9 protein-coding genes are annotated in these 14521 nt (G+C 33.5%); 5 read left to right on the forward strand and 4 right to left on the reverse strand.

Features of this window, described 5'->3' with window-relative positions:
* The first annotated feature begins 40 nt into the window (after window positions 1-40).
* Window positions 41-538 carry a VOC family protein gene (locus FUA22_RS12215; RefSeq protein WP_147768736.1) on the forward strand — a complete coding sequence of 166 codons (498 nt, stop codon included), beginning with the start codon at window positions 41-43 and terminating at the stop codon, window positions 536-538.
* Window positions 539-566: 28 nt separating this feature from the next.
* Here the strand turns inward: FUA22_RS12215 and dinB are convergent, their stop codons facing one another.
* Window positions 567-1664 (reverse strand): DNA polymerase IV, encoded by a 1098-nt coding sequence (gene dinB / locus FUA22_RS12220; RefSeq protein WP_147768738.1) that lies wholly within the window; start codon window positions 1662-1664, stop codon window positions 567-569.
* 43 nt (window positions 1665-1707) lie between these two features.
* Between dinB and FUA22_RS12225 the strand changes: the two genes are divergently transcribed.
* On the forward strand, window positions 1708-2175 hold the full coding sequence (locus tag FUA22_RS12225) for a CYTH domain-containing protein (RefSeq protein ID WP_147768740.1): 468 nt from the start codon (window positions 1708-1710) through the stop codon (window positions 2173-2175).
* 12 nt (window positions 2176-2187) lie between these two features.
* A complete protein-coding gene (locus FUA22_RS12230) occupies window positions 2188-2727 on the forward strand; it encodes a YciI family protein (protein ID WP_147768742.1) in 540 nt (179 codons plus the stop codon).
* Between the two features lies 1 nt (window position 2728).
* On the opposite strand, the gene pbpC is transcribed toward FUA22_RS12230, so the two are convergent.
* The 3 genes from pbpC to FUA22_RS12245 all read right to left on the reverse strand — a co-directional run bounded on the left by pbpC (window position 2729) and on the right by FUA22_RS12245 (window position 11698).
* Window positions 2729-5062, reverse strand: a complete 2334-nt coding sequence (gene pbpC, locus FUA22_RS12235; RefSeq protein ID WP_241664818.1) for a penicillin-binding protein 1C — start codon at window positions 5060-5062, stop codon at window positions 2729-2731.
* A 39-nt stretch (window positions 5063-5101) separates the two neighbouring features.
* Entirely contained in the window at window positions 5102-5971 is an 870-nt protein-coding gene (locus FUA22_RS12240) for an SH3 domain-containing protein (protein WP_147768744.1), read from the reverse strand.
* A gap of 162 nt (window positions 5972-6133) precedes the next feature.
* A complete protein-coding gene (locus FUA22_RS12245; RefSeq protein ID WP_147768746.1) occupies window positions 6134-11698 on the reverse strand; it encodes an MG2 domain-containing protein in 5565 nt (1854 codons plus the stop codon).
* A gap of 242 nt (window positions 11699-11940) precedes the next feature.
* Between FUA22_RS12245 and FUA22_RS12250 the strand changes: the two genes are divergently transcribed.
* Window positions 11941-13320, forward strand: a complete 1380-nt coding sequence (locus FUA22_RS12250) for a DUF1800 domain-containing protein (RefSeq protein WP_147768748.1) — start codon at window positions 11941-11943, stop codon at window positions 13318-13320.
* A 2-nt stretch (window positions 13321-13322) separates the two neighbouring features.
* Complete coding sequence (locus FUA22_RS12255) at window positions 13323-14513, forward strand: DUF1501 domain-containing protein (RefSeq protein WP_147768750.1); 1191 nt, start codon at window positions 13323-13325, stop codon at window positions 14511-14513.
* Window positions 14514-14521: the final 8 nt, after the last annotated feature.

Below are 14521 nucleotides of genomic sequence, written 5' to 3' on the forward strand. Positions count from 1 at the left end.
TTAAACTTATTTTGTTATACTACTTAAAGATAATGTTGCTATGAAATTTAAAATCGTTTGGAGATGGAGCCTATTTATAGCTTTAATTTTGATAGGAACAGGTTATAGTTTCGCTCAAACAAATTCACTTCAAGAAAGTCAAGCCAAGGCTGGTGTAATTGGTTTTGATAGCTTTAGTGTACAGGTTCTTGACTTTAAGGAATCAATTACGCTTTACCGTGATATTTTGGGTTTCAAAATAAATGATATGGAAATTTCTAGTGATTTTGGGGATAAAAGAAAGCTGGTCTTGAAGGTCAATACCAATGATTTGACTGTTAGTTTATCACCCACGTCAAAGAAATTTGTTGATGCCATTGGTCCCATTGGAAATACAAATCATAATCACTTCATGCTAAAAGTGAATGACATTGTTACTATTGGAGATAAACTAAAAGCAGCCGGCTACGAGTTAGAAAATGAAAATTACGCTCGCGATAAATACACGTTTTTCGTTGGGCCAAATGGAGAAATTATTGGTCTTTCGGCATGGGATTAGTATAAACAGATTTCATTTTGGAGGGTGTTTAAAACTCAAATTTCAACTGTACGCTTACACTTTTTTTCTCTACCTTTTTTTTGGTTTCAGTATTTAGATTTGATAACGAGATTCCTAATAACCTAACGGAATTATTCAGCTTTTCTTGATATAATAAATCTTTAGCAGTGTCAAGAATTACCTTATTATCACTAATAAAATAGGGTAATGTTTTACTACGGGTTTGTAGTGTAAAATCACTGTATTTAATTTTTAATGTCACTGTTTTTCCAGCTACGTTACTTTTGTTTAATCGTCTAGAAACCTCTTCAGCAATACGTTCTAGTTTTTCAAGCATAAATACTTCACTAGATAAGTTTTCACTAAAGGTACGTTCGGCTGCTAAACTTTTTCTAATTCTATCAGGCTTTACTTCGCTGTTGTGAATACCTCTAACTATATAGTAATAATATCTTCCAGATTTTCCAAAATTGACATCTAAATATTCTAACGATTTTTGCTTTAAATCAGCTCCGGTAAAAATGCCTTTTTGGTACATTTTTTCTGCAGTAACTTTTCCAACACCATAAAATTTTCTGATATCCAACTGTTCTAAAAACTCTAATACTTCTTCTGGGTTTACAGTTTTTTGTCCGTTTGGTTTATTATAATCACTGGCTATTTTAGCAATAAACTTATTGATGGAGATACCAGCCGAAGCCGTTAAACCTACTTCATTTAATATTCTGTCTCTTATTTCTTTGGCTATGAGTGATGCGCTTGGGTTTCCTTTTTTGTTTTGCGTAACATCCAGATAAGCTTCGTCTAATGACAGTGGTTCTACCAAATCGGTATAATCATGAAAAATGGCTCTAATTTGTTTTGAGATTTCTGTGTATCGTTTAAAATTAGGTCTCACAAAAATTATTTCCGGACATAATTTTGAAGCCAAATTACCGGCCATCGCACTTTTAACTCCAAATTTTCTGGCTTCATAACTAGCTGCACTTACTACACCACGTTTCCCGCCACCACCTACTGCAATGGGTTTTCCCTTTAAATCTGGGTTATCCAATTGCTCTACAGAAGCATAAAATGCATCCATATCAACATGAATAATTTTTCGTATTGGTAAATCCTCAGACATACCGTAAATTTAGGCATTAAATGCCTTTTAAGTAAAAAAGTAAATGATAGAAATTGAACGAAAATTTTTGGTAAAGTCTAATGCCTATAAACAAGAAGCTTTTAAAGAAACTAGAATTACACAGGGCTTTTTAAATACGCATAAAGAGCGCACGGTTAGGGTTAGACTTAAAGGCGATGAAGGTTTTTTAACGGTAAAAGGATTATCATCTAATGACGGTTTAAAGCGCTTTGAATGGGAAACCCAAATAACCGATGAAGAGGCTAAAAGTTTGTTAAATATTTGTGAACCAGGAGTAATTGATAAAATTCGTTATGAAGTAGAAATAAAAAACCATATTTTTGAGATAGATGAGTTTTTTGGAGACAACCAAGGATTAGTAATTGCTGAGGTTGAATTAAACTCAGTAGATGAAACTTTTGAAAAACCAAATTGGTTGGGTAAGGAGGTAACGGGAGATATTAAATATTACAACTCGCAGATAAGTAAAAACCCATACTGCAAATGGTAAAAAAATAAACAGATGAAAAAATTATTTTTTACAATACTAATTTTAGTTTTAATTGTTTCATGTAAAGAGGAAACTAAAGCAAACCTTCCAAGTGTTGAAGAAGTGATTTCAGAGGAAGTAATAGATTCAACAAAACTGGAAGTTGTACAAGAACCTTTAGTAAAGACTGCCAAACAATTAAAGGAAGAGTTAACTTCAAAAGGTTTTCAAATTTTTGATTATGTTGATGAAAAAACTCAAGATACCGTTTTAATGCAGCAGTATTTTATTGCCTTTTTAAAGCGCGGTCCAATAAGAACCCAAAACGAGGAGGAGTCGGCAATAATTCAAAAGGAGCATTTAGCACATTTAGGTAAAATGTATGAGCTAGGTTATGCCGATATTTCAGGACCTTTTGGTGATGATGGTGATATTAGAGGGATTACGATATACAATGTGCCAACGCTTAAAATGGCAGATAGTTTAGCCAATTCAGATCCCGCCGTAAAAGCAGGAAGATTAGAAATTGAAATCCACCCTTGGTGGGCTGCTAAAGGGTTTCCGCTAAGATAGATTATCTTGAAACCTCAAAATAACGTTTTGCTTCGTTACCAAATTCGTCAACAGCTGTAATAATATGTTTTCCATGTTTGGGTAATACAGCTAGTTCATGAATGTCTTTTGTGCTTCCAATAAAAGTGTTATCCATATACCAAAAGAGTGTGCTTTCTGGTTTAGAATGTGCCATTTTTAAAATCATTTCGTTGGTATTAGCGTTAAAATCCTTTGGCAAAAAGATACGGTTGTTTTCCTTCGGATAAATAAATTCCATGGAGATGATATCATCTCCTAAACAATCATTCCTAAACTTAGGTAGCGCTTTATAAAAAGGGTTTTTGGTTTTATAATAATAAGCCATAAGTGGAGGTAATACAAACCATGATTTGTGTTTTATATTACCTGCATCTTCGCAAGATGTATTTACTTGGTACGTTTCGTTTCTATCGGTATGAATTAAAATATGATACGGACAAGGTTTGGTTTTTAGTCCGCTTATCTGGACAAATCTATTTTCAGTTTCATCACAGTTTTGAGAAGCTCGGTGTCCACTTTTTTTGCAAATAGCAACTTTTTGCATCTCATCAAAAGGTATTGAAAACCAATTGCTTTTTTTTGGTAGTAAATCAAACACGTCAAAAAGAATGGGGGCTGCGGTTTCAACACCCACTAATCCTGGGCGCCCTTCACCATCGGCATTACCAACCCAAACACCAACAACATAGTCTTTGGTAGTACCTATGGCCCAGGCATCCCTAAACCCAAAACTAGTACCTGTTTTCCACGCTATTTGTTTGGAATTATCAAAAAACTCCCAGTTTTCATTGCCTTCAGGTCTGTTCACTTCTTTTAAACTTTCATAAGTTAAATAGATAGAGGCTGCATCAAAAAGTGTTTTTTCAGATTGTAATTCTCCAAAGTCAATCATTTCAGAAGCTAATAAAGTAGGTTCGCAAAATTCATTTGAATAATACTCACTTGAGGTTTCAGAAAAATGATTTAAAGTTGAAGATAAAGCTGCATAACTTTTGCATAAATCCCAAAGGTTACTTTCGGCTCCTCCCAGAATTAAAGACAAACCATAATGGTTGGCATTATACTTTAAATCTTTTAGGTTGAGTTCTTTCAAATAATGATGAAATCTATCCAATCCAAACTCTTGCAACATCCTTACAGAAGGTACATTTAATGAACGTGATAAAGCTTTACTAGCAGGTATTGCGCCATCATAAGTTTTATTATAATTTTCTGGGTTATAACTACCAAATTGAGATGGTACATCAGCTACCAGAGTATTAGGTAATAAATCACCTGCATCTAACATTGCGGCATATAAAAATGGCTTTAAAATACTTCCAGTACTTCGGGGTTTATCAATAATATCAACGTCTTTTTGATGTTTTTTACTAGTTGGTGTATTACCAACATATGCCAAAACTTGTCGGGTCTTTATATCTAAAACTAATACAGCAGCATTGTGAATTTCATTCTGACTTAAAAGCGAATGATGTTGCCTTACAATAGTATTTACTTGGGTTTGTAATGAAATGTCAATGGTGGTTTCAATAGATTTTCCTTTATTATTTTTGGATATTTTTTGAAGAAGATGAGGTGCCATTTTGGGTAAGGGATATGGTTTTTGTGGTAAAAGTTCGGCAATTGATAAATCATAAGTCAGTGAGTCAATTATAGCATTCTGCATAAGTTTTTCTAGTAACCTATTCCGTTTATTTAATAATTTTTTTTCATTCTTACCCGGATAAATTAAACTAGGCGCATTAGGTAAAACTGCTAATGTGGCACTTTCTGCCCAAGATAAATTGGTCGCGCTCCTATTAAAATAACGCCATGAGGCAGCATCAAGACCAACAACATTTCCACCAAAAGGGGCATTGCTTGAGTAGTAAGCTAATATGGCTTCCTTAGAGTATCTAAACTCTAACCGGGTAGCCAAAATAAGTTCCTTTAGTTTTTCAAAATAGGTTCGTGATTTGCCCTTTCTTGATAAACGGATAACTTGTTGAGTGAGGGTACTTCCACCACGCTTTACCGTTCTTGTAGATATGTTTTCTTTTAATGCTTTGAAAATTGAGATTGGATTAAACCCAGGGTGTTTATAGAAGTACTCATCTTCAAATTGAACAATACAGGTCTTGAATTTCTTTGGAATACTATCGTTATGCGGAAATCGCCATTGACCATCATCTGCAATTTTAGCACCTATTAATTCATTATTAGAACCTGTAATTACTGTTGATGTGGAATCTTTAAAAAGTTGTTTCGGTAAACAAAAGTAATAGGCTATTATAACTAATGACAAGACTATAAATTTAACCTTACGTTTTTTCATGTAACCTATTACTTTACTCACTTTCATCATATAATCAAATTAACACCCCATAGGTACATCAAAAGCCAAAACCTTCTCTATAGTTTCATCATGCATTGTTGTGAAGATTACCTTGAAATATATTTTACTAATAGATACTGTTGAAGCTCCTTTATTAATGTTTTTAGAATCTTTAACAAGAGCGTGCCATTCATCACCACAGTGTTCTTTCACTGCTTCTTTAAATTCTGCCATATCAACCTTAATAAATTTACTCCATGCTTTTGGAGAGTAAGTGATGGTGTTGAATATATTAGAGCTTTTCGTAACTTTTAATGGCTCCCAAGCAGAATAATAATGTTTCCAATCAGTAAGATCACAATGTGGGCCTTCGTTCGATATGGAGATGCTATTCTCGTGTCTTTGAAACACTTCAATCTTTTTATATTTTGAATGATGCCTAATGCGAATCGTTTTATTTTCTATAGTTTCTCCCATTTCAACAATGGCATCAAGATTAGTAGAAGCATGTGTTGATAATTGCGGGTTATCAATCATTTCTGCATCTAAATTTTCAAATTCAACAGTGAAGTTTTCAAACCCAACTCTAAAACGTTTTTTTATTTTTTCTTCAGTTAAAAAACCATTAAAAACATAGCCTTTTCGGTTATTATGGATATCGTCTTTACAAGACACTTTTACCCATTCACCTGAAATTATTTCATTACTATCTTGAACATCAAGCTTCAGATTTGTGCGTTCAGTGATTTCTAATTCTGTTCCATAGACTAGTTTATCAATGCGTTTGGAATCTTGACTTGGTTTATCTCTTAAATACAATCCGTTATTCGCGTTTACGTATCTAATCTCTTGTGCGTTGGCCATATTGAATCCTATTAATAAAGCCATTATATAAATATATTTTGTCATTTTTTTTAAGTTTTTTAAGGTTCTTTTGAGCCGTATTTTCCAGTGTCATTCCAATTTAATTCGGAATTCCATAATTATTAACCTTGTTTGAAAAGTCTTTATTAGAACCTGAAACAAGTTCAGGTTGACACGATTATTTTATACTGTTGAAGAACTCTATTGTTATTTAATTACATTAATCCATTTCCCTTTAGTTCTTACTAAAAAGTTGTTATCATACATAGCTTCCGCTTGAATTCCAGGTAAGTAATAGCGTCCTAAATAGGTAGCGTTTAGCATTACCGAAAATGTTTTGGTGCTATTGGTGTTTCCATTTCTGCTTAAATCGAAGTAGAAATTCACACGGTCATCTCTAATGTCAGTATAGCGCGCTTGACTAGAGGTTGTGTCTCCAAAATCTGTAAATCGGGTGTTTACAATTTCCCATCCCGAAGGGAAAATTTGCGTTAGAGCCACGTCTTTTATTTGTTCTTTTTTAAGGTTGCTTACTTTTACGGTAGCAACAAAATCTTGTCCTTGTTTTAAGTCGGTAATATTTAATCTATTACCATGTAAATCTTTATATGAATATGTGATACTTAATCCACGTTGTTCTGTTATTTCTTGTCCTAAAGGCAATTTTCCGGAGTTAAGAACACGTACATAAATGACATTGTCTTTATTGTTTGTAAATGTCAAACTATTGTTGCCGTCAATTACTTTAAGTTCACGTTGTGCAATGGTGCTTTTGGTATCTATAGTTTCTGTTTTTCCATCGATTGTGTACTTAACACTCAACGATTTTCCACCATTAGCATCAACCATTTTAGCCATAGCCAATAAACTATAGGCGGTTGTTTGGGTACTCATCCATCTATTACTAGACAAATCTTTAGCAATATATTCAGCCAATGCTCTGGTTTTTTCATTTTTAGTAAGCACCATGGTTTCTAAAGCCATGGCTCTATTTCTATCAACTGAACCATACGAGTAATAATCATATTTGCTAGGAACAAAATTTATATTGGCCGATTTTGAAATCTTATCACTGGCTTCTTTCTGTCCTGCTAAAGCATAAGCCGCTGCTAATCGCCATTTGGCTTCATTTGATAATTCTGAAAATTCACGTAAGCGGTTCATAGATGCTAAGTCTGCGCTTCCAGCTAGAGCCAAAGAGTACAGCCTGTAAGCCTGAGCTAAATCTGAATTGTAACGCCTGTAACTTGGTCTCCAATCTCTGGCTGCTTGTTTTTGGTATTTAATCCAATTGCTTTTAAAAGTAAGCGGTAAAATATATCCTTTCTTTTCAGCTTCAATCATAAAATGCCCTGCGTAACTAGTACCCCAATCGTTAGCACTGCTTTCACCCATCCAATAACTTAAGCCGCCATGTGGTCTTTGAAAATGTCCTAATCTTTTAATACCATTTTTAATATTCGTTTGAATAGCCTGTTTTTTATCGGCTGTTAAATCGAAAATATCACCTAAGAATAACTGCGGAAACACACTCGATGTGGTTTGCTCTACACAACCATGAGGATATTGGATTAAGTATTGTAACCTACGTGAGAAATCGATCGGCGGTAAGGTTGAAAATTCTAATGTTGCAGAATTAGTCCCTGCTACACCAAAGGTTTGAAATGATAAATTTTCGGTAGTATTAGCTGTCAAAGTTTTATCTATAGCTTTTGATGTGATTGGATTTGGATTTACCACATCCAACTCCACCTTATAAGTTGATTTTTCGCCATTACCAGCAGCAATAACTTCAACCGAACTAATGCCTTTTGCTTTACTTACATCTAAGGTGAAGTATGCCATTTGTTCATCGGGTTTCGGAAATGATAGGGATTGAGTACCATTACCATCAACCGTGATTCCGTTACTCAATTTTAAACTGATGTTCACGTTTTTTACTTTAGGCTCCATGGCAAAAACAGTTACTGGTAAGGTTACCTTTTCACCCGGACTTAATTTCCGCGGAAGAGTAGCCAAAACCATAAGAGGTTTTTTAACCTGAACCGCTTTGTCTGTGCTTCCATAAGCTTCTTTAGTATGGTCTCCCGCCACTACCATAGCTCTAACAGAACCAATGTAATTTGGCATTTTAATGGTATGTGTTTTTTGCTCTTCGCTATTTAAAATGAACGGGCCTAAATAAGTTACAACTGGTTTAAAGCGATTTGCTTTTTTCTTTTTACCATCGGCTGCACTACCATCACCACCAATGGCGAAAACTTGGTCAATGCTACCAGAATAAGCTCCAACTACATCATCAAAAATATCCCAAGTTTTTACACCTAAAGCTTCACGAGCGTAAAAGCTATTCCAAGCATTTGGTGTTTTGTAACGGGTTAAATCTAGCAAGCCTTCTTCTACCATAGCAATGGTATAGGTCATGGGTTTATTGTTTTTTTCTGAAACGGTAACCGAAAATTTTTGCTCCGGACGCAATACATCAGGCATGTTGATTTGAGGCTCTAATCTAGTGTTTGGATCTTCTACCATCATTGGAATGACACCATATAATCTTATGGGTAAATCGTTGGCGGTAATGGCATGTGGTTGCAATAAAGAAATATTGATAAACACATTTGGAGCCATATCTGAAGTCACGGGAATATCAACCGTAGTTTCTCCTTTTTGAGTTTTCACCCATTTATAATCTAGTACTTCGGTGCCGTTTTCAATGCTTACAAGGGCACGGCCTTCACTTCCTGATTGGAAAGTAACTTTAGCAGTTTCACCAACATTATAGGTTTCTTTGTTGCTAGAGAAAATGAGCATTTTTGCTGCTTCTTTATCGCCTGAACCAGAATTTTGCCACCAGTTTTTGTAGAAGTATGCCGTTCTACCCGTGGCATGTTTGCTAACTGGATCTATAACTCTTATTAAATAACGACCTCTATCGTGGTCAGGCACTTTAACTTTGAAACTTCCTTTACCATTGGCATCGGTGTTTATTTTTGAAGTTGAATAGGGTCTATGGTAGCTACTAGAAACATAACTTGATAAGTTATCATAAGAGGAATTCCACCACCAACGCCATTCAATTTTATATATTTTAGCTTCAAGATTATTGCGTTTAATAGGCTTTCCGTTGGCATCTACAACTACTACGTCAAAAGTTTGATTTTCATCTGTAAAATAAGAGCCATAAGCATTTCCTTTAGGCGAGCGTAACCCAACAAAAGATTCATATGGTGCATATTTTTTTGTGAAGGCATCAATAGAGAAATCTCCGCCATTTTCAAAAGCTCTTACTAAAAATTGAACGTTTAATAATCCGGGAGCTTTCTTTTTAATATTTAGTTTACTGTTTATTTCAGCTAGCCCTTCTTCATTTACGATACCTTCAAATACGTTGAATTCTTCGGTTTGAAACTTTCTTGATGGGTCGTTAAACACATAATCTTTATAGTTTTTAAACCCAGAGTAGGATGTTGTGAATTTGGCTTTTACCTCGGCTTTTAAGTTTTTCCCTGGTGCACCGTGTAACCATTTCACATCTAAATTGCCTTTAAGAGGTTTAGTTGCAGAAAGAACTTCGTCATCAAATTCAATTTTGATTTTTAAACGATTGGGTTTTACAGTTTCAATTTTCAAACCCTTTCTGAATGTTGCTCCTCCAACGGATACTTTGGCATTGTAATTACCTGTTTTGTCCTCTGAAGAAGTTGGAACCGTGAATTTGAAAAAGTTGTTTACGTTATCATTAGTCACTTTTTTGTAAACCAGTTTTCCGTTAGGGTCTGTGATTTCCATTTTTACCGGATGCCTTTTGGGTAACTTGTTAGCTTTGTCATTTAACATAAAAGTTAAATGCAAGGAATCTCCTGGTCTCCATACTCCACGTTCTCCATATATATATCCTTTTAGTCCGCGCTGAAGTCTGCGTCCAGAAACATCAAATTTACTTAGAGATAAAGAATTACCATCATAAAGACGTACATAAGTATTGTTATTTCCCTTAGAAACAATGGCAAAATTGGCGTGTTTTTCGGCATCAATTATTGCTAAACCATCCTTATCAGTTGTGGTAGTTTCCATTTTTTGTTTCTGGAAATTATAAAGTGATATTGTGGCGTTTGATTCAGGTTCTGTGCTTAAGATATTTGTTACAGCAAAGTAATATGAGTTGTTCGAGCCTCGTTTTGCAATAACACCTAAGTTAGAGGCAATTAAATTTTGTGATACTACTTTTCTAGCATTATAATAGGCATCATGACAAGGGTTTTTTTGTTCACGCCAGTTATAAGTATAGTCTTTATAGCGGTATTGCAAATCATCCCAATACTGTTCTTCGCGTAATTCTTGGTCTTCTTCAGATAATTCATCAGTGTCGTCTTCATAAAAATCTTCCTCGTAATAATCATCGGTCTCATCGTTTGAAGAATTTGAATTTCCTTCACAATCATAAAGAGAATAGCTTTTATCATAGCTCAATTCAACTCTATATATAGAACCCGCGTCAGCTTTAAAATATTGAGATAAATCTATGCTATAGGCCTTCCATTTCCCTGTGTTTTCTGGTGCTGTTTGTAACTGGATAGTTTGTTTTGCTATTCTTCTACCAACCTTTTTAATATTGTATTCATTGTTACTATTTAGGTTGTTATCTTGTAGAAATTGAAGAATATTGTCTTCAAAAATCTTGATTACTCTAACATCTACAGCACTAAGGTTAACGGCTTCAAAATTGAATTTTAATTCCTGAGAATTTGGTAAAATGGAGCCGTTATTTATTAAACGAATCTGTGGTTTTAAATCTTCAAAAGTAATGGTTTCAGAATAATGTTTTTTCAACTTAAAACCATCTGTATTTTTGATGCCTTGAAACACATCAACTTGTATATTACCTACAAGTTTAGAGTTTGGATATACTTTTAGCACATTACCATCAACTATATATTTGGGTTTTTTAACTTTTTGAATAGATACTAAACCCTCAAAGTTTTGTTGTTTTTTTAAGGGGTCTGAAAAATTAATTGAAAGGTATTGTTCTGGTGATTGAATAACCTCCGTTTTTGTAATGGTAAAGTTGTTTATTCCCGGAATTAAAATAGTATTATCCCCTTTATTATCTGCTTGAATATGTTTTCCGTTCCATGAGACTTGAATGTTGCTATCGTCAATTAAACGACTAATACTATCAATTTTGAATTCAAATGCATTACTTCTTTGGTCTCCTTCATTAAAGATTATTTTTAAGTTTTCACCATTTTGCTCTGCACTTATAAGTTGTTTTGCGTTTTCTAAAGAAATAAGGTCCGCAGATTTTATTACACCTTCTAAATACTGCCAATTTTTACTGTAAGACTGCAGGTTGTTGGTAACTATATTAAAGTTTGGAGTAATAGTTTTAAATTGAAATGTATAGTCCTTAAAATTATCTGGAATGTTTGCATAAATTTTTGATAATTTAACGGTAACAGTATATTCTGTTGAGGGTTCTAGACTCTCATCAGGAGTAAAAATTAAAGTATGATTGTTACCTACTTCTAATTTGCCATCTACATGTGGTTTTATAGAAATAAGATTATTATTTATTTCTTGATGCATTTCCCAACCATCTACAACTTTCGCTAAGTTGATTTGAATTGGTTTTGCAACCGATGTCATTCCAGAAGTAGTATAACTTATGTAATCTCTGTATTTAAAAATATTATCAGTTTCAACAGTTTTCTTTTTGCAAGAAGCAATCATTAAAATAGTTAAAGCGGAGATAAAAAGATTTTTAAATGACATAGTTGATGGATTTTAAATGAGCGAGCTAAAAGAAATCGTACGAGGTTTCTTGTTAATAAAGTTACGCATTAGAATAACGGTATAGACTTTATGTTTCTGTTAAATTGTTCTTAAAAATTAGTTTTGCTTAGAACTGTAAAAGGTAATCGGTACTTTTTTGTAATTTCATACGGGTTAAACCTTTCTTAATTGTTTGGGTCTAAACTACTAAGGGGTTTTATTTTAATTAAAATTTTTACACAATGAAGCAAAAAAATATTAAACACTTATACAGACGTGTTGGCTTTGGAATATTGCCTACTGATCTGGATAAACTGTCAAAATTGAAAAGAAAGGAGGTAATTAACAGCCTTTTTGTAGCTTCAAAAAAAGTAACACCTCTTGAGTTGGATACGTTTGAAATAAGAAGTTTAATGGGAGATTCTTATCAGGTTGCTAAACCCAATATTCAGAAAATTCAGAAAATGAGTAGAGAATCAACTCTAAAACTGAATCGTGCTTGGATAGAAAGATTAACCAACCCAACTGAGTTGGTTAGAGAAAAAATGACCTTGTTTTGGGCTAACCATTTTGTATGCGAAGACAATAATTATGTATATACTGAAAACTTTCATAATACGCTTAGAAAACATGCTTTAGGAAATTTTAGAGAGTTTGTAGTTGCTATTTCAAAACAAGCAGCCATGACCAAGTATTTAAATACCAAGCAAAATAGAAAGCAAAAACCGAATGAGAATTTTGCCCGCGAATTAATGGAATTATTTACTCTTGGCGTTGGGAATTACACAGAGCAAGATATTAAAGAAAGCGCTAAAGCCTTTACCGGTTATAATCATACTATGCAAGGTGATTTTGTTTTTAGAAAATGGGCACATGATTATGGTGATAAGACATTCTTTGGAAAAACAGGAAATTTTGATGGGGAAGATATTATTGATATCATACTAGAAAAAAGACGATGTGCGGAATATATATGCGAAAAAGTGTATCGCTATTTTGTAAATGATACATTAAATGAAAGTCATGTTAGCGAGATGACCGATGTTTTCTACAAAGATTACAATATTGAAAAGTTAATGCGTTTTGTGTGTTCTTCAAATTGGTTTTATGACGAAGAAAATATTGGCACTAAAATAAAATCGCCAATTGAGTTTTTAGTTGGAATTAAAACATTGGTTCCAATAGAATTTAATAATCAGAAACAATTGATGTATTTACAAAGATTAATGGGGCAAGTTTTGTTAGACCCTCCTAATGTTGCGGGATGGAAAGGTGGGCAGAATTGGATTGACAGTAATACAATAGCACTCAGGCTAAAATTACCTTCTTTGTTATTAAATAGCTCCTATATTTCAAAATCTAAAAAGGGGCAAACAGATGCCCAATTAAAAGAAAGAAAACAATTCTTTAAAAAGAATTACGGTAAGTGGTTTAATGTAGAAAACGATTGGGGTTATTTCAACAAGCATTTTAAAAACGTTGCAATAAATGAATTAGATAGTCATGTTCTAGCTTGTAATATTTCACCTAATGCTCAAGAGTATTTAAACTCTCTAGAGAAAGTGTCAAAGCAGGAATACTGTATACAACTTATGTCATTACCAGAATATCAAATGTGTTAATTATGGACAGAAGAAAATTTTTAAAACAATCGTCATTAGGAAGTAGTTTATTCTTTGTTCCAAGCTTTGTAAAGGCTTTTGAGAATGTAGTTAGTAGTAATTTAGGTTACAAACGTTTGGTAATAATTCAATTGTCTGGAGGAAATGATGGATTAAACACAATTGTTCCTTATCAAAATGATTTGTATTATAAAGAGCGTCCTAAGTTGAATGTTGCTAAAAGAGATGTTCTTAAACTTACTGATGAGGTAGGATTGCATCCTAGTTTAGCACCTTTAAACAGATTATATGATAAAGGTCTTTTAACTATAATAAATAACGTTGGATATCCAAACCCGAATCGTTCTCACTTTAGGTCTATGGATATTTGGCAAACCGCAGTAGACTCTAATGAATATTCGCAAAGTGGCTGGATTGGTAGGTATTTAGACCATTATGGAGATGCTCCTTATTCGGCAATTCAAATTGATGAAAGTTTATCGTTAGCAATGAAAGGCGAAACTAAAAATGCCATTGCCACACAAGATGCTAAATCTCTATTTAATTTATCTAGAGATCCGTATTTTAAGAATTTACAGAATCATAAAAACGACACACATTTAAGTGAGCACAATTTAGGGTATTTGTACAAGGCTATGATTGAAGCTCATTCATCTGCAAAGTATATATTTGAAACAAGCAAAACAGTTTCTGCTAAAAAGGAATACCCAAATAATAAATTTGGGAAGCAATTAAAAACAACGGCACAGTTTATTAATTCTCATCTCGACACCAAAGTATATTATGCTTCATTAAATGGGTTTGATACTCACAGTAATCAGTTGCCAACACAAAAAAGATTATTGAGTCAGTATGCCGAAGGCGTCGAAACGTTTGTTCAAGATTTAAAGCTAGGAGGCACTTTTGATGATACTTTAATTTTAACTTTTTCTGAATTTGGACGTCGTGTGAAACAAAATGCTAGTTCTGGTACAGATCATGGAACGGCAAACAATCTGTTTATAATAGGGAACCAGTTAAGAAAACCGGGACTTTATAATAAGATGGCTAATTTGGAAGACTTAGATGGTAATGGTGATTTAAAATTTGAAATAGATTTTAGAACTATTTACGCAACGGTATTAAATAAGTGGTTGGATGTAAATGATAAGAAGATTCTTAATAAATCATTTGAGAAATTAAACTTTATATAAAATATAAA

Source organism: Seonamhaeicola maritimus, from assembly GCF_008056315.1.
Taxonomy (GTDB): Bacteria; Bacteroidota; Bacteroidia; order Flavobacteriales; family Flavobacteriaceae; genus Seonamhaeicola; species Seonamhaeicola maritimus.

Excerpts from the sequence above, each read along its gene's own strand:
- FUA22_RS12255 (WP_147768750.1), top strand. The coding sequence starts at position 13,323 with ATGGACAGAAGAAAATTTTTAAAACAATCGTCATTAGGAAGTAGTTTA.
- FUA22_RS12250 (WP_147768748.1), top strand. The coding sequence starts at position 11,941 with ATGAAGCAAAAAAATATTAAACACTTATACAGACGTGTTGGCTTTGGA.
- FUA22_RS12225 (WP_147768740.1), top strand. The coding sequence starts at position 1,708 with ATGATAGAAATTGAACGAAAATTTTTGGTAAAGTCTAATGCCTATAAA.
- FUA22_RS12230 (WP_147768742.1), top strand. The coding sequence starts at position 2,188 with ATGAAAAAATTATTTTTTACAATACTAATTTTAGTTTTAATTGTTTCA.
- FUA22_RS12215 (WP_147768736.1), top strand. The coding sequence starts at position 41 with ATGAAATTTAAAATCGTTTGGAGATGGAGCCTATTTATAGCTTTAATT.
- FUA22_RS12240 (WP_147768744.1), bottom strand. The coding sequence starts at position 5,971 with ATGACAAAATATATTTATATAATGGCTTTATTAATAGGATTCAATATG.
- pbpC (WP_241664818.1), bottom strand. The coding sequence starts at position 5,062 with ATGAAAAAACGTAAGGTTAAATTTATAGTCTTGTCATTAGTTATAATA.
- dinB (WP_147768738.1), bottom strand. The coding sequence starts at position 1,664 with ATGTCTGAGGATTTACCAATACGAAAAATTATTCATGTTGATATGGAT.
- FUA22_RS12245 (WP_147768746.1), bottom strand. The coding sequence starts at position 11,698 with ATGTCATTTAAAAATCTTTTTATCTCCGCTTTAACTATTTTAATGATT.